Raw genomic sequence first — 15592 nt, forward strand, 5'->3', positions numbered from 1 at the left:
GGTCCTTTATGCAGCGACCTTCGCGACGAAATCCCCGGCGCTGTTCTTGAGATTGCCAAGCCGCGAGTCGAGCACGTCGAAGCCGCGGCCGACGCCGTCGATCTCGGTCGCGACCGTCTCGGTATCCTCGCGGATCGCGGCGATCGTGGTCGACATCGAATCCGCCGCCAGCGCGGTCTCGTCGACCGCGGCGGTGATCGCGGTCACGGTCTGCGCCTGTGCCTCCATCGCATAGCGGATCCGGTCGGCGCTCTCCTGCACCTCGGCCACGGTCGACTTGATCGAGGCGTTGGTCTCGACCGTCGAGCGCGTCGCCGACTGGATCGCGGCAATCTTCGCGGCGATATCGTCGGTTGCGCGTGCGGTCTGGTTGGCGAGGCTCTTCACCTCCTGCGCCACGACCGCGAATCCGCGGCCCGCATCGCCGGCGCGTGCGGCCTCGATCGTCGCGTTCAGTGCGAGCAGGTTGGTCTGCCCGGCGATGTCGCGGATCAGCCCGAGGATCGACTCGATCGACTTCGCGTGATCGCTGAGTGTCTCGGACATGCCGACCGCCTGGCCAGCCTGCACCGACGCACGATTGGCGATCTCGGCCGCAGCCTCGACCTCGGTCCGCGCATCCTCGATCGCGCGGATCAGCCCGGCGGCGGTCTGTGCGGCTTCGCGCATGGCGACTGCGGATTGCTCGGCGGCGGCGGCGACTTCGCTCGCCTTGCCCAGCACCGCGCGGGTCGACGCCGAGCTGCGCATCGCCTGTTCGCGGAGCATATGGCCTTCGTCGGTCGCGGTCTCGACCATCGCCGCGATGCCGTCGCGGAACTCGGCCGCCAGCGTATCGCGTGCGTTCTGCGCGGAGTGCGTCCGGTATGCGTTGTAGATCGCGACGGTGATCTCGCCTTCGAGCGCCGACAGCCGCATCAGCGTGTCGATATAGACCGGCAGCTTGGCATCGGACCGGTCGACCCGGCGCATCAAGACTTCGAGCGCGGCACGGTCGCTCGCGCTGATCATCGACAGCAGCGCCATCGGCGAGACGTCCGCAACATAAGCGGCGGCGACCGAGCGTTCGACCGACTCGACCCAGGCGCGACCGCTCGTCTCGAGGAAGCGATTGCGCAGGAACGTGCAGCCGACCTCGATCATCCGCTCGGTTTCGTGCGCCGCCCAGATCCGCTCGTCGGAGAAACAGCGCAGCCATTGCTCCCAATACGCCTTCGAGACGTGCGTGATTTCGGGAGCGAGCGCGGCCCAGACTTCCCGACTCGCGCCAGCCAGCGATCCGTCGAAGTCGAACGCCCGCAGCCGGGCTGCCAGGTCGACGGAAGCGGCAATCGCGCCGGGTACCGGCAGGTCGGTGGTGGTCAAGATGCTGGGCTCCGGATCGGGAATACCGGTCCAGCGCTACACGGCATATCTTAAGAGCGGGTTAGGGATGGGGGCCGCGTCGACCGTGTTGCGGATTATTTCGAAACCGCAATGAAGTGGATCGGCGCTCCCATGTCGCGTGGAGGGCCAGCGGTGTCATGGGTTATCGGACCGGCCCCAATGGGTTGCATCGCAGCACGCGGTGGCTAATAGGTCGCCCATATCTATATTCTGGACCAAGCTGTTCTTGGTTCGTCATCTTCTGGTTCGAGGACTCCGCCCTTGGCATCGCGCAACCCGGCACGCCCGCTATCTCCCCATTTGCAGGTCTATAAATGGGGCCCGCACATGCTGGTCTCGATCCTGCACCGCGCGACCGGTAGCGGGATGGCGACCGTCGGCAGCCTGTTGCTCGTCTGGTGGCTCGCCGCGATCGCGTCGGGCGATCAGGCGTACGCGACCTTCGTCGACGTGTTCACCACCGACACCGGCCGGCTCAACATCCTCGGCTATATCGTCGCGGTCGGGCTGACGCTGTCGCTGTTCCAGCACATGATGACCGGCATTCGCCACTTCGTGCTCGACACCGGCGCGGGCTACGAACTGAAGCGGAACAAGATGGGCGCGCTCGCCACGATGGTCGCATCTGTCGCGCTGACGGTCGTGTTCTGGCTCTACATGGGGATCAAGTAATGGGTTCGGGTACGGCAATCGGTCGCGTCCGCGGCCTTGGCAGCGCCAAGCACGGCGCGCATCACTGGTGGCAGCAGCGTCTGACGGCGGGCGCGAACCTGTTCCTCATGCTCTGGCTGATGATCTCGGTCGCGCGGATGCCCGGCTATGATTACGCCGCGGTCCATCTGTGGCTGCAATCGGCGTGGGTCGCGGTGCCGATGGCGCTGCTGATCCTCTCGGTGTTCTATCACTTCCGTCTCGGTCTGCAGGTCGTGATCGAGGATTACATGCACGACGAAAGCCGTGTCGTGACGATGATCCTCCTCAACCTGTTCACCTTCACGCTGGGCGGCATCGCCCTGTTCGCGATCCTGAAGGTCGCCTTCTCCGGAGCTCCCGCGTAATGTCAGCTGCCTACAAGATCATCGATCATACCTATGATGCGGTCGTCGTCGGTGCCGGCGGGTCCGGCCTGCGCGCGACGATGGGCATCGCCGAGAGCGGCCTGAAGACGGCGTGCATCACCAAGGTCTTCCCGACCCGCAGCCACACCGTCGCCGCACAGGGCGGCATCGCCGCGTCGCTCGGCAACAACTCGCCGGATCACTGGACCTGGCACATGTTCGACACCGTCAAGGGTTCCGACTGGCTCGGCGACCAGGACGCGATCGAGTATCTCTGCCGCGAGGCCCCGCAGGCGGTCTACGAGCTCGAACATGCCGGCATGCCGTTCAGCCGTAACGAGAACGGCACGATCTATCAGCGTCCGTTCGGCGGCCACATGCAGAACATGGGCGAGGGCCCTCCGGTCCAGCGCACCGCCGCTGCCGCCGATCGCACCGGCCACGCGATGCTCCACGCGCTGTATCAGCAGAGCCTGAAGTACAACACCGACTTCTTCGTCGAGTATTTCGCGCTCGACCTGATCATGGAGAACGGCGTCTGCCGCGGCGTCATCGCGCTGTGCATGGAAGACGGCTCGATCCATCGCTTCCGCAGCCACCAGACCGTGCTCGCCACCGGCGGCTACGGCCGCGTGTATTTCTCGGCGACCTCGGCGCACACCTGCACCGGCGACGGCAACGCGATGGTGCTCCGCGCCGGCCTGCCGCTGCAGGACATGGAGTTCGTCCAGTTCCACCCGACCGGCATCTACGGTGCGGGCGTGCTCATCACCGAGGGCGCACGCGGTGAGGGCGGCTATCTGACCAACTCCGAGGGCGAGCGCTTCATGGAGCGTTATGCCCCGTCGGCAAAGGACCTCGCCTCGCGCGACGTCGTCAGCCGCTCGATGGCGCTCGAAATGCGCGAAGGCCGCGGCGTCGGCAAGAACGGCGACCACATTTTCCTGCATCTCGATCACATCGATCCGAAGGTGCTTGCCGAGCGCCTGCCGGGCATCACCGAGACGGGGAAAGTCTTCGCCGGCGTTGATCTCACGCGCCAGCCGCTGCCCGTCACGCCGACCGTGCATTACAACATGGGCGGCATCCCGACCAACTTCCACGGCGAAGTCGTCAACCTCGTCGACGGCAACCCCGACGCGGTCGTCCCTGGCCTGTTCGCGGTCGGCGAGGCAGCGTGCGTCTCGGTCCACGGCGCCAACCGCCTCGGTTCGAACAGCCTGATCGATCTCGTGGTGTTCGGCCGCGCGACCGGCCTGCGGATCAAGGACACGCTGAAGCCCGGTACGGCACACGCGCCGCTCCCCAAGGGGTCGGAAGATCTCGCGCTGACGCGTCTCGACCATTTCCGCAACGCGAGCGGCGGTTCGCCGACCGCGCAGATCCGCCTCGACATGCAGCAGACCATGCAAAAGCATTGCGCGGTGTTCCGCGACACCGAGCTGCTGAACCAGGGCGTCGAGAAGATGGCCGGGATCTACAGCCGGATGACCGACGTCGCCGTGAAGGATCGCAGCATGATCTGGAACACTGATCTGGTCGAGACGATGGAGCTCGACAATCTGATCGGCCAGGCGGTCGTGACGATGAACTCGGCGGCCAACCGCACCGAGTCGCGCGGTGCGCACATGCACGAGGATTTCCCCGAGCGCGACGATGCGAACTGGATGAAGCACACCATCACCACCTTCAACGGCTGGGGCGGCAAGGGCGGCGAGACCAAGATCGATTTCCGCCCGGTCCACGACTACACGCTCACCGACGACATCGACTACATCAAGCCCAAGAAGCGGGTATACTGATGAAGCGGATGTTTCGATGACGTGGGCCATCATCGCGATCGGGTTCCTCGTGCCCGTCGCGGTGGGGCTCCTGACGCGCTTCCAACCGATGATCGCCGGCTTCCTGTGGCCGGCGGTCGTCGCACTACTGACCGCGATCTACGTCTTCGGCATCGAACCCCGCGGTGTCGGCGAAGAACCCCAAAAGATCGCAATCACCTTCTACGCGCTCTTCTCGCTGGTAGGCGGAGTCCCAGGCGGCTTGGTAGGCTGGATCCTTCAATACAAGCGCACAGCCGGAAAGGCCTGACCTCTTCCTTGTTCTCCCGCGAAGGCGGGAGCCCAGTCTGGATCCCCGCCTTCGCGGGGAAACAAGCTTCAGGCGCAACGCCGACGACTAATCGAGCCGGCCAGCCGCGATCTTGTACACCAGATTCCGATCCCGCCGTCCGACCGCCACGACGATCACCGTCACCAAGCCATCGTCGACCCGGTACACCAGCCGATACCCCGCGGCCCGCAGCTTGATCTTGTAGCATCCGGTCATCCCGCTCAGCCGCGCACTCGCGATATGCGGCTCGCCCAACCGCTCGGTCAGCTTCGCCTTGAACTGCTCGCGAACATTGGCGCCAAGCTTCTCCCACTCCCGCAGCGCGCTCGGCAGGAAAGCAAGACTATAGGTCGCCAAGCGACACCGCGACCGGCACCTCGTCGGCACGCGCCCGCACCAGGTCTGCCAGTTCGACGTCTTCCAAACGGTCCATCAATTCCTCCCACGCCGCTGCCGGCACCAGATAGGCGGCAGGCGTATTCCGATTGAGCACAGCCACTGGAAATCCACCCGCAGCCTCGATGACTCCGGAGGGGTTCTTCTTAAGGTCGCTGATGCTCACGGTCGCGCCGGCATGGATGGTCTCGATCATGACCGCTTTATAGCACGTCGAAAAGGTCTTACCAAATCACGTTGCTGACATGCAGCAACTAATCCGGAACCCACCGCCCCCGCAAAAGTTTGCCGCGGCATGACCGACACATCCCCCGCTTCGAACGCCCGCAACTATCCGCTGCTGGCCGCCCCCCACATCCACCTCCACGGCCCCGTCGACGACGCGATGTACGACAATTTCAAGTCGCAACTCGTCGCCGCACCCACCGAAGGCCCGCTGGTCGTCTCGATCACCACGCTCGGCGGCGACCCCGAAGTCGCGCGCGCGATGGGCGACAACATCCGCCTGCTCCGCGAATATACCGGCCGCGAGACGCTGTTCCTCGGCAAGGTCGCGGTCTATTCCGCTGGCGCGACGTTCATGTCCGCCTTCCCCGTCGACAGCCGCTTCCTCACCCGCAACAGCCGCATCATGATCCACGAGCGCCAGATGCAGAGCACGATCGAGCTCAACGGCCCGCTCAACACGCTGTCCTACACGCTCAAGGCGAAGCTCCACGAGATCGAGGACTCGATCAACATCCAGGAGGAAGGCTTCCGCGCGATCGTCGAGGGCTCGAAGGTATCGCTCGAGGAGTTGAAGAAGAAGGCCCCCTCCAACTGGTACATCGAAGCCGAGGAAGCCCGCGACCTCGGGCTCGTCCTCGACATCATCTGACCGGAGAGCAGAAGGCAACGCGACAGCGGGTGTGACGCATGTTGCACCCGCGAAGCTAAGGATTTGCGGGGAGGGCCCCTGTCATGTATCGGCTCTGACAACCTATAATCACACCACGGACGGACCGCTCGCAATGGCCGAATTCTCGCTCCCGAAAAACAGCGTCGTCAAGAAGGGCGTCAAGCACGCCTCGATCAGCCAGGGTTCGGGGGACAGCAAGCGTCTGAAATCGTTCAAGGTGTATCGCTACGATCCCGACGGCGGCGAGAACCCGCGCTACGATAATTTCGAGCTCGATCTGAATGACACCGGCCCGATGGTGCTCGACGCGCTGATCAAGATGAAGAGCGAGCAGGATTCCTCGCTCACCTTCCGCCGCTCGTGCCGCGAGGGCATTTGTGGCTCGTGCTCGATGAACATCAACGGCAAGAACGGCCTCGCCTGCACGACCGCGATCGAGGATTGCAAGGGCGAGGTCCAGATTACCCCGTTGCCGCACATGGACGTGATCAAGGACCTGGTCCCCGACTTCACGCATTTCTACGCGCAATATTCGTCGATCAAGCCGTGGCTGCAGACCGTCACCCCGCCGCCCTCGGGCAAGGAGCGGCTCCAGTCGCCGGAAGACCGCTCGAAGCTCGACGGCGTGTACGAGTGCATCCTGTGCGCGTGCTGCTCGACCTCGTGCCCGAGCTATTGGTGGAACGCCGACAAGTTCCTCGGCCCGGCGATCCTGTTGCAGGCCTATCGCTGGCTCGCCGACAGCCGCGACGAGATGACCGGCGAGCGCCTCGACGAGCTCGAGGATCCGTTCCGCCTGTACCGCTGCCACACCATCATGAACTGCGCGAATGCCTGCCCCAAGGGCCTCAACCCCGCCAAGGCGATCGCCGAGATCAAGAAGATGGAAGCCGAACGGATCGTCTGATGCTGTGGGGGGAGGGGCGTGTTTTACGCCCCTCCCCCTTCTTCCACGCCTCGATCCGCTCCCCTCCGGTCCCGTTGTCCCCTCCCGTTCGTGCTGAGCGAAGTCGAAGCACCCGCTCGGGGGCAGGGGCTGACGCTTCCCAAGGTCCTTCGACTTCGCTCAGGACGAACGGAGTGGGGAGGCGGGTAAGAAAAGGGCGCGGTGTTCTCGGATGCTCGGAAGGACAGACCGTTGACCCAACCCCATTTCGTCGAAGCTGAAGACCCAGCCAACCCAGGCTGGCGCAGCTGGTCGCTCTCCGACCCAACCCGGTTCAACACGCTGCTCGGCCCCATGCTCTACCGCGTCGACGGCCACACCGTCCGCGTCCGCATCACCCCCGAGCATCGCCACTCGAATCTCCAGAACAACGTCCACGGCGGCGCGCTCCTCGCCTTCATCGACGTCGCGCTGTTCGCCGCCGCCAGAGGCTTCGGCCTGATCACCGCCGGCACCGCCGTCACGCTCGATCTCAACACGCAGTTCATCGGCGGCGGTCGCATCGGCGAGCCGATCGAGGCGCAGGTCGAGGTGCTCAAGGAAACCGGCCGCCTCTTGTTCCTCCGGGGCCTCGTGGTGCAAGGGAACGACGAAACGAAGATCGCCGCCTTCTCGGCCACGATCCGCAAGCCGTCGCCTAAGCCGCCAAAGGGCTGACCCCGGCCGCTACCACCACCCCGGCGAAGGCCGGGGCCCAGTTGGGACACAATCATTGATCAAGCGCAGCGCTCTATCACGGCGACCTTTCCACCTGGACCCCGGCCTTCGCCGGGGTGGTAATGGGGTGGCGGCGTGACGGTACTCAAGGCCTACGAAGCACTCGTCGCATCCGGCGAACTCCGCCCCGACCCCGAACAGGCCGCCGCCGCCGCCCGCCTCAACACCCTCGCCACCGAACTCGCCACCCCCAAATCCACCGGCTTCTTCGCCCGCTTCTCCAAGAAAGCCAACCCCGAGGCGTCTACCTCTGGGGCGGTGTCGGCCGAGGCAAGTCGATGCTGATGGACCTGTTCTTCGCCAACGCGCCGATCGAGAAGAAACGCCGCGTCCACTTCGGCGAGTTCATGCTTGAGGTCCACGCGCGCATCGCCGCCGAACGTCGCAAGGAAGTCGGCGACCCGATAGTCCCCGTCGCCACCGCGATCGCCGACGAGACCCGCCTGCTTGCGTTCGACGAGATGATGGTCACCAACAGCCCCGACGCGATGATCCTCTCGCGGCTGGTGACCTCGCTGCTAGATTCCGGCGTGACGATCGTCACCACCTCGAACCGCCCGCCCGCCGATCTCTACAAGAACGGCCTCAACCGCGAGCATTTCCTGCCCTTCATCGCGACCATCGAACACCGCCTCGACGTGCTCCCGCTCAACGGCCCGGTCGACTATCGCCGCGACCGGCTCGGCAGCCAGGACACCTGGCTCGTCCCCAACGGCCCCGAGGCGACCGCGCAACTCTCCGCCGCATTCTTCCGCCTTACCGACTTCTCGACCGACGACAGCGAGCACGTCCCCGCCGAAGACCTGATCGTCCAGGGCCGCACGCTGCGGGTGCCGAAGTCGCTCAAGGGCGTCGCGGTGTTCAGCTTCAAGAAGCTGTGCGGAGAAGCCCGCGGCGTGGCCGACTACCTCGCCATCGCGCGGAAATTCCACACCGTCATCCTCGTTGGCATCCCCAAGCTCGGCCCCGAGAACCGCAACGAGGCGGCGCGCTTTGTCGCGCTGATCGACGCGCTGTACGAGCACAAGGTGAAGCTGCTCGCCGCTGCCGACGCGCAACCCGGCGACCTCTACGAAAGCGGTGACGGGCGCTTCGAGTTCGACCGCACGATCAGCCGCCTCGAAGAGATGCGCTCCGAGGACTATCTCGCCGAGGGCCACCGCTGAGCTTATTGCACATGCGAACTACTCGCAATAACAAGCTGCTTTTGTCCTTTTAGCGGTTGCCGTAGCGGGATAATGCGCGTAACCGGCGTCACCAATCACCCCGCACATCAGACGGAGACGGATTGGAATGGCTCGCAAGAAGATCGCGCTGATCGGCGCCGGTAACATCGGCGGTACGCTCGCGCACCTCGCAGCACTCAAGGGCCTTGGCGATATCGTCCTGTTCGACGTCGCCGAGGGCATCCCCCAGGGCAAGGCGCTCGACCTGTCGCAGTGCGGCCCGGTCGAAGGCTTCGACTCGCAGATTACCGGCTCGAACGACTATGCCGACATCGCCGGCGCGGACGTCATCATCGTCACCGCCGGTGTCGCACGCAAGCCCGGCATGAGCCGCGACGACCTGCTCGGCATCAACCTGAAGGTCATGAAGGCCGTCGGCGAGGGCATCAAGGCCAACGCCCCCGACGCATTCGTGATCTGCATAACCAACCCGCTCGATGCCATGGTTTGGGCGCTCCGTGAGTTCTCCGGGCTGCCGCACCATATGGTCGTCGGCATGGCCGGCGTACTCGATTCGGCGCGCTTCAGCCACTTCCTCGCCGACGAGTTCAAGGTCTCGGTCAAGGACGTCACCAGCTTCGTGCTCGGCGGCCACGGCGACACGATGGTCCCGGTCATCAGCTACTCGACGGTGTCGGGCATCCCGGTTCCCGATCTCATCGCGATGGGCATGTCGAGCCAGGAAAAGATCGACGCGATCGTCAAGCGCACGCGCGGCGGCGGCGGCGAGATCGTCGCGCTGCTGAAGACGGGTTCGGCATACTACGCGCCGGCGACCAGCGGCATCGCGATGGCCGAGGCGTATCTGTACGATCAGAAGCGCGTGCTGCCGGCCGCGGCGTATGTCTCGGGCGAATACGGCCTTACCGATCTGTACGTCGGCGTGCCGGTGGTGATCGGTGCGGGCGGCGTCGAGAAGATCGTCGAGATCAAGCTGGACGACGAAGCGAAGCAGAACCTCACCGTGTCGGTCGATGCGGTCAAGGAACTGATCGTGGCCTGCAAGGGCATCGATGGTTCGCTGAACTGATTTGAGGTGAGGTGACGAACCAAAAGGAGTAACCACCACCCCGGCGAAGGCCGGGGTCCAGTTGGGAAAGCCGAAATGATGGAAGAACAAGCGTTCGTCTACATCATGGCCAACTTCCCCAACGGTGCGATCTACCTCGGTTCGACCGTAAACCTGCCAAAGCGTGTGTGGGAGCACCGCAACGGCTTCGGCGGTTTCACCAAGCGTTACGGCTGCAAGATCCTCGTCTGGTACGAGGCTTGCGGCGAATGGGAAGCGGCACGGCAGCGCGAGCTGCAAATGAAGGAGTGGAAGCGGGCCTGGAAAGTGCGTGAGATCGAAGGGTTCAATCCTGCTTGGGATGACCTGTACGATCGTATCGCGTTACCATGACCGCCTTCCCAACTGGACCCCGGCCTTCGCCGGGGCGGACCGGACTGGAGATAGAATGAGCATCCTCGTCGACAAGAACACCAAGGTCATCACGCAAGGCATGACCGGCGAAACCGGCAGCTTCCACACCAAGATGGCGCTGGAATACGGCACGCAGATGGTTGGCGGCGTCACGCCCGGCAAGGGCGGCACCACGCACCTCGACCTCCCCGTCTACAACACCGTCGCCGAAGCCAAGGCGATGACCGGCGCGACCGCGTCGGTCATCTACGTGCCGCCCCCTTCGCCGCCGATTCGATCCTCGAGGCGATCGACGCCGAGATCGAGCTGATCGTCGCGATCACCGAGGGCATTCCCGTCCTCGACATGGTCAAGGTCAAGCGCGCGCTGTCGGGCTCCAAGTCGCGCCTCATCGGCCCGAACTGCCCCGGCGTGCTGACTCCCGGCGAGTGCAAGATCGGCATCATGCCTGGCTCGATCTTCAAGAAGGGCTCGGTCGGCGTTGTCAGCCGTTCAGGCACGCTCACCTATGAGGCGGTGTTCCAGACGTCGAACGCAGGCCTTGGTCAGACGACTGCGGTCGGCATCGGTGGCGATCCGGTCAACGGCACGAACTTCATCGACGTGCTCGAGCTGTTCCTCGCCGACGACGAGACCCAGTCGATCATCATGATCGGCGAAATCGGCGGCGACGCAGAAGAGCAGGCGGCACAGTTCCTCCGCGACGAAGCCAAGCGCGGTCGGTCGAAGCCGATGGCAGGCTTCATTGCGGGCCGTACGGCACCTCCGGGCCGTCGCATGGGCCATGCCGGCGCGATCGTGTCGGGCGGCAAGGGCGACGCGGAGAGCAAGATCGCGGCGATGGAAGCTGCCGGGATCAAGGTCTCGGAAAGCCCCAGCCTGCTCGGCGAGACGCTGCTGAGCGTGTTGAAGGGCTAAATACTACCCCTCTCCCTTCGGGGAGAGGGGAGGAGCTGCCTCTTGGCAGCGGAAGGGTGAGGGCACGTGACCGCCCGTGCCCTCACCCTCCCACCCGCAAGTGCGGGCGGGCCCCTCCCTCTCCCCCGCGGGGAGAGGGACACTGAGGACGAGAACGATGGGCTACGAAGGCCAGGATTTCAGCGATATCGCAGCCGGCGTCAGCCCGGCGTTCGTGGAGACGCTCTACGCCAAGTTCAACGCGGACCCGGCCTCGGTCGAATCCGGTTGGCGCGCGTTCTTCGAGGGTCTCGAAGGTTCCGCACAGGGCCCGAGCTGGGAGAGCGCCCGCTGGCCGCTCACCACCACGGACGACCTGACCGCAGCGCTCGATCCGACCCAGATGGAGCCCGCGCCAAAGCCCGCAAAGGGCGGCAAGCCCGCTCCTGCCGCAGCAGCGCCCCCGCCCGTCTCGAAGGAAGAGATCGCCAAGGCCGCCGCCGACGCGATCCGCGCGCAGCTGCTCGTCCGCACCTACCGTGTCCGCGGCCATCTCGCCGCGAACCTCGATCCGCTCGGCCTCTCGAAGCGTGAGATGCCCGAGGATTTGAAGACCGAATATCACGGCTTCTCCGACGCCGATATCGACCGGAAGGTCTATCTCGGCGGCACGATGGGCTTCGAATGGGTCTCGATCCGCGAGCTCGTCGACACGTTGCGCAAGAATTACTGCGGCAATGTCGGCCTCGAATACATGCACATCTCCGACGTCGAGGAGCGCCGTTTCCTCCAGGAGCGCATGGAGGGCCAGGACAAGGCGATCGAATTCTCCACCGACGGCAAGAAGGCGATCCTCACCAAGGTGATCCAGGCCGAGCAGTGGGAGAAGTTCCTCGGCAAGAAGTATGTCGGCACGAAGCGCTTCGGCCTCGACGGCGGCGAATCGATGATCCCCGCGCTTGAGTCCGTCATCAAGTATGGCGGTCAGATGGGCGTGCGCGAGCTCGTCATCGGCATGGCGCATCGTGGCCGTCTGAACGTGCTGGCGAACGTGATGGCCAAGCCGTTGCGCGTGATCTTCCACGAATTCGCCGGCGGTTCGGCCAACCCCGACGACATCGGCGGTTCGGGCGACGTGAAGTATCACCTCGGCACCAGCACCGATCGCGAGTTCGACGGCCACAAGGTTCACATGAGCCTGGTCGCCAATCCGTCGCATCTCGAAGCCGCCGACCCCGTCGTGCTCGGCAAGACGCGCGCGATCCAGACGCTCAACAACGACCTCAAAGATCACGTCGCCAGCCTGCCCGTGCTGATCCACGGCGACGCGGCGTTCGCGGGGCAGGGGATCGTCTGGGAGTGCCTCGGCTTCTCGGGCATCCGCGGCTACAACACCGGCGGCTGCGTCCACTTCATCATCAACAACCAGGTCGGCTTCACGACCTCGCCGCAGTTCGCGCGCTCGTCGCCTTACCCGTCTGACGTCGCCAAGGGCGTCCAGGCGCCGGTCTTCCACGTCAACGGCGACGATCCCGAGGCGGTCACCTTCGCGACCAAGATGGCGATGGAATTCCGCCAGAAGTTCCACCGCGACATCGTTATCGACATGTGGTGCTATCGCCGCTTCGGCCACAACGAAGGCGACGAGCCGTCCTTCACGCAGCCGCTGATGTACGACATCATCCGCAAGCACCCGGGCGTCAGCTCGGTGTACGGCGATCGCCTGATCAAGGAAGGCGTGATCGACCAGCCCTGGATCGACGAGAACGTGAAGCAGTTCACGCTCCGTCTCGAGGGCGAGTTCGAAGCCGGGTCGTCGTACAAGCCCAACAAGGCCGACTGGTTCGGCGGTCGCTGGACCGGCCTGAGCGCGCCCACGGATGGTGCGTCTGCACGTCGCAACGTCGAGACCGGCCTCAGCACGAAGCTGTTCGACTCGCTCGGCCGCACGCTGACGACGATTCCGGACAGCGTGAAGATCCACAAGACGCTGAACCGCGTGATCGATGCCAAGCGCGAGATGTTCAAGTCGGGCAAGGGCTTCGACTGGGCGACGGGCGAGGCGCTCGCCTTCGGCGGCCTGCTCTCGGAAGGGTACGGCGTCCGCCTGTCCGGCCAGGATTCGGGCCGCGGCACCTTCTCGCAGCGCCATGCCGTCTGGGTCGACCAGACCGACGAGCACAAGTACGTGCCGCTGCAGGAGATCGAGCACGGCCGCTTCGAAGTGCTCGACAGCCCACTCAGCGAATACGGCGTGCTCGGGTTCGAATATGGCTATGCGCTTGCCGACCCGAAGACCTTGGTCCTCTGGGAGGCGCAGTTCGGCGATTTCGTCAACGGCGCGCAGATCATGATCGATCAGTTCATCACGTCCGGCGAGTCGAAGTGGCTCCGCGCCAACGGCCTCGTGATGCTGCTGCCGCACGGCTATGAAGGGCAGGGGCCTGAGCATAGCTCGGCGCGTCCCGAGCGCTTCCTGCAATCCTGCGCCGACGACAATATCCAGGTCGCGAACTGCACCAGCCCGGCGAACTATTTCCACCTGCTCCGCCGCCAGATGCACCGCAACTTCCGCAAGCCGCTGATCGTGATGACGCCGAAGTCGTTGCTGCGGCACAAGCTGGCGGTGTCGAACGCGGAGGATTTCCAGGGCGACAGCCACTTCCGCCGCCTGTTGTCGGATACCAATCCGGCCGCCGACGTCGATACGAAGCGTCTGGTCCTGTGCACCGGCAAGGTCGCGTACGACCTGATCGAGGCACGCGACGCGGCGGGCGACACCGACACGCAGATCGTCCGCGTCGAACAGCTCTATCCCTTCCCCGGCAACCCGATCGCCGAGCGCGTCGCACGGATGCCGAACCTGGAAGAGATCGTCTGGGCGCAGGAAGAGCCGAAGAACAACGGCTACTGGTTCTTCGTCGAGCCGCTGATCGAGGAGGCGCTGGCAACGGTCGACTCACCGGTGAAGCGCGCGCGCTACGCCGGGCGCAACGCCTCGGCATCGCCCGCGACCGGCTTGATGAAGCGTCACCAGGCCGAACAGGGCGCGCTCGTCGCCGACGCGCTCGGCCACTCCGTCCGCGACGAAATCCGCCGCACCCGCGCAAATTGAACCTTTCTACCACCCCGGCGTAGGCCGGGGCCCAATTGGGATGGTAGATGTAATTGAGCGAAACGCCGGCCACTCAGCGTTTTGTAACTGGACCCCGGCCTACGCCGGGGTGGAGGAACCGAAAAAATGGCAACCGAAGTCACCGTCCCCGTCCTGGGTGAATCGATCACCGAAGCCACCCTCGGCGAGTGGCTGAAGCAGCCCGGCGAGCCCGTCGCGGTCGACGAGCCGATCGCCAGCCTCGAGACCGACAAGGTCTCGGTCGAGGTCCCGTCGCCGGTCGCCGGCGTCATGGGCCAGCACGCGGTCGCCGTCGGCGACACCGTGCAGGTCGGCGCGATGCTTGCCACGATCGACTCCGGTGACGGCGCCGCCGCTGCGCCCGCCCCCGCTACCGCAAAGGCGCCCGAGCCCGCCGCAGCCCCTTCCGCACCCGCCAAGGACGAGTCCGGCGCAGGCTATGGCGACCAGCCCGGTGCCGGCACCAGCGACTCGCCCGCAGCCCTCTCCCCGTCGGTCCGCCGCGCGGTGCTCGAGCATGGCGTCGACCCCGGCACCGTCAAGGGCACCGGCCGCGACGGTCGCATCACCAAGGAAGACGTGACCGCCGCCGCGTCGAGCAAGCCCGCGCCTGCTCCCGCCGCAGCGCCCGCTCCGGCGGCAGCCCCCGCCGCCGCATCGGGTCGTGGCGAAGAGCGCGTGCGCATGACGCGCCTCCGCCAGACGATCGCCAAGCGCCTCAAGGAAGCGCAGAACACGGCGGCCATGCTGACGACGTTCAACGACGTCGACATGACCGCGGTGATCGAGGCGCGCGCCAAGTACAAGGACCTGTTCGAGAAGAAGCACGGCGTCCGCCTTGGCTTTATGGGCTTCTTCGTGAAGGCCGCGACGATGGCGCTGCGCGACATCCCGTCGGTCAACGCGTCGATCGACGGCGACGACATCGTCTATCACGACTATGCCGACATCTCGGTCGCGGTCTCGTCGCCGGGCGGCCTCGTCGTCCCGGTGATCCGCGATGCCGACCAGATGTCGGTCGCGACGATCGAGAAGACGATCGGCGACTTCGGCAAGCGCGCCAAGGAAGGCGCGCTCAAGATGGACGAGATGAAGGGCGGCACCTTCACGATCTCCAACGGCGGCGTGTTCGGCTCGCTGATGTCGACCCCGATCATCAACCCGCCGCAGTCGGCGGTGCTGGGCCTCCACCGCATCGAAGAACGTCCGGTCGTCGTGAATGGCCAGATCGTCATCCGCCCGATGATGTACCTCGCGCTCAGCTACGACCACCGCCTGATCGACGGCCGCGAAGCCGTGACGTTCCTGGTCGCGCTCAAGAACGCGATCGAGGACCCAACGCGTATCCTGATCGACCTCTGAGGTCGATGAACGACGGTACGTTCTGAACGAAAAGA

The 15592-nt window shown here is 65.1% G+C and carries 14 protein-coding genes and 2 pseudogenes; 13 read left to right on the forward strand and 3 right to left on the reverse strand.

What is annotated here, in order from left to right; translation table 11 throughout:
* Positions 1 to 6 precede the first annotated feature (6 nt).
* Positions 7 to 1350: a methyl-accepting chemotaxis protein gene (locus QP164_RS18065; protein WP_132738232.1), complete on the reverse strand. Its 1344-nt coding sequence runs from the start codon at positions 1348 to 1350 to the stop codon at positions 7 to 9.
* 297 nt (positions 1351 to 1647) lie between these two features.
* Between QP164_RS18065 and sdhC the strand changes: the two genes are divergently transcribed.
* The 4 genes from sdhC to QP164_RS18085 are packed head-to-tail and all read left to right on the forward strand — an operon-like array spanning position 1648 to position 4535.
* Positions 1648 to 2058, forward strand: coding sequence for a succinate dehydrogenase, cytochrome b556 subunit (sdhC, locus tag QP164_RS18070; protein ID WP_333924012.1), 411 nt, complete (start codon positions 1648 to 1650; stop codon positions 2056 to 2058).
* Positions 2058 to 2444, forward strand: a complete 387-nt coding sequence (sdhD, locus tag QP164_RS18075; RefSeq protein WP_060524023.1) for a succinate dehydrogenase, hydrophobic membrane anchor protein — start codon at positions 2058 to 2060, stop codon at positions 2442 to 2444. The genes sdhC and sdhD overlap by 1 nt, the downstream gene beginning before the upstream one ends.
* Positions 2444 to 4246, forward strand: a complete 1803-nt coding sequence (gene sdhA / locus QP164_RS18080) for a succinate dehydrogenase flavoprotein subunit (RefSeq protein ID WP_056047438.1) — start codon at positions 2444 to 2446, stop codon at positions 4244 to 4246. The genes sdhD and sdhA overlap by 1 nt, the downstream gene beginning before the upstream one ends.
* 16 nt (positions 4247 to 4262) lie before the next feature.
* Entirely contained in the window at positions 4263 to 4535 is a 273-nt protein-coding gene (locus QP164_RS18085) for a hypothetical protein (RefSeq protein ID WP_333924013.1), read from the forward strand.
* Positions 4536 to 4622: 87 nt separating this feature from the next.
* On the opposite strand, the gene QP164_RS18090 is transcribed toward QP164_RS18085, so the two are convergent.
* Positions 4623 to 4913, reverse strand: a complete 291-nt coding sequence (locus QP164_RS18090) for a type II toxin-antitoxin system RelE family toxin (protein WP_056484566.1) — start codon at positions 4911 to 4913, stop codon at positions 4623 to 4625.
* The gene (locus QP164_RS18095) at positions 4900 to 5148 is read right to left on the reverse strand and encodes a type II toxin-antitoxin system Phd/YefM family antitoxin (RefSeq protein WP_156348804.1); all 249 of its coding nucleotides are present in this window, start codon (positions 5146 to 5148) and stop codon (positions 4900 to 4902) included. Before QP164_RS18095 ends, QP164_RS18090 begins: the two co-directional genes overlap by 14 nt.
* 99 nt (positions 5149 to 5247) lie before the next feature.
* Between QP164_RS18095 and QP164_RS18100 the strand changes: the two genes are divergently transcribed.
* The 9 genes and pseudogenes from QP164_RS18100 to odhB all read left to right on the forward strand — a co-directional run bounded on the left by QP164_RS18100 (position 5248) and on the right by odhB (position 15557).
* Positions 5248 to 5829 (forward strand): ClpP family protease, encoded by a 582-nt coding sequence (locus QP164_RS18100; RefSeq protein WP_056484564.1) that lies wholly within the window; start codon positions 5248 to 5250, stop codon positions 5827 to 5829.
* A 133-nt stretch (positions 5830 to 5962) separates the two neighbouring features.
* Positions 5963 to 6757 carry a succinate dehydrogenase iron-sulfur subunit gene (locus tag QP164_RS18105; protein ID WP_333924014.1) on the forward strand — a complete coding sequence of 265 codons (795 nt, stop codon included), beginning with the start codon at positions 5963 to 5965 and terminating at the stop codon, positions 6755 to 6757.
* Positions 6758 to 6988: 231 nt separating this feature from the next.
* Positions 6989 to 7453, forward strand: a complete 465-nt coding sequence (locus QP164_RS18110; RefSeq protein ID WP_333924015.1) for a PaaI family thioesterase — start codon at positions 6989 to 6991, stop codon at positions 7451 to 7453.
* A 135-nt stretch (positions 7454 to 7588) separates the two neighbouring features.
* Positions 7589 to 8679 (forward strand): annotated as a pseudogene (zapE, locus tag QP164_RS18115) (cell division protein ZapE).
* A 127-nt stretch (positions 8680 to 8806) separates the two neighbouring features.
* A complete protein-coding gene (gene mdh / locus QP164_RS18120; RefSeq protein WP_056060667.1) occupies positions 8807 to 9769 on the forward strand; it encodes a malate dehydrogenase in 963 nt (320 codons plus the stop codon).
* Between the two features lie 78 nt (positions 9770 to 9847).
* Positions 9848 to 10141, forward strand: coding sequence for a GIY-YIG nuclease family protein (locus QP164_RS18125; RefSeq protein ID WP_132738234.1), 294 nt, complete (start codon positions 9848 to 9850; stop codon positions 10139 to 10141).
* A 55-nt stretch (positions 10142 to 10196) separates the two neighbouring features.
* A pseudogene (sucD, locus tag QP164_RS18130) lies at positions 10197 to 11080 on the forward strand (succinate--CoA ligase subunit alpha).
* Positions 11081 to 11237: 157 nt separating this feature from the next.
* Positions 11238 to 14174 (forward strand): 2-oxoglutarate dehydrogenase E1 component, encoded by a 2937-nt coding sequence (locus tag QP164_RS18135; protein ID WP_333924016.1) that lies wholly within the window; start codon positions 11238 to 11240, stop codon positions 14172 to 14174.
* Between the two features lie 126 nt (positions 14175 to 14300).
* The gene (gene odhB, locus QP164_RS18140) at positions 14301 to 15557 is read left to right on the forward strand and encodes a 2-oxoglutarate dehydrogenase complex dihydrolipoyllysine-residue succinyltransferase (protein WP_333924017.1); all 1257 of its coding nucleotides are present in this window, start codon (positions 14301 to 14303) and stop codon (positions 15555 to 15557) included.
* Positions 15558 to 15592 lie beyond the last annotated feature (35 nt).

Source organism: Sphingomonas sp. LR59 (assembly GCF_036855945.1).
GTDB lineage: Bacteria > Pseudomonadota > Alphaproteobacteria > Sphingomonadales > Sphingomonadaceae > Sphingomonas.

Coding starts and splice junctions, on each gene's coding strand:
- QP164_RS18125 (WP_132738234.1), top strand. CDS start 9,848: ATGGAAGAACAAGCGTTCGTCTACATCATGGCCAACTTCCCCAACGGT.
- sdhA (WP_056047438.1), top strand. CDS start 2,444: ATGTCAGCTGCCTACAAGATCATCGATCATACCTATGATGCGGTCGTC.
- odhB (WP_333924017.1), top strand. CDS start 14,301: ATGGCAACCGAAGTCACCGTCCCCGTCCTGGGTGAATCGATCACCGAA.
- sdhD (WP_060524023.1), top strand. CDS start 2,058: ATGGGTTCGGGTACGGCAATCGGTCGCGTCCGCGGCCTTGGCAGCGCC.
- QP164_RS18100 (WP_056484564.1), top strand. CDS start 5,248: ATGACCGACACATCCCCCGCTTCGAACGCCCGCAACTATCCGCTGCTG.
- QP164_RS18135 (WP_333924016.1), top strand. CDS start 11,238: ATGGGCTACGAAGGCCAGGATTTCAGCGATATCGCAGCCGGCGTCAGC.
- QP164_RS18095 (WP_156348804.1), bottom strand. CDS start 5,148: ATGATCGAGACCATCCATGCCGGCGCGACCGTGAGCATCAGCGACCTT.
- QP164_RS18085 (WP_333924013.1), top strand. CDS start 4,263: ATGACGTGGGCCATCATCGCGATCGGGTTCCTCGTGCCCGTCGCGGTG.
- mdh (WP_056060667.1), top strand. CDS start 8,807: ATGGCTCGCAAGAAGATCGCGCTGATCGGCGCCGGTAACATCGGCGGT.
- QP164_RS18105 (WP_333924014.1), top strand. CDS start 5,963: ATGGCCGAATTCTCGCTCCCGAAAAACAGCGTCGTCAAGAAGGGCGTC.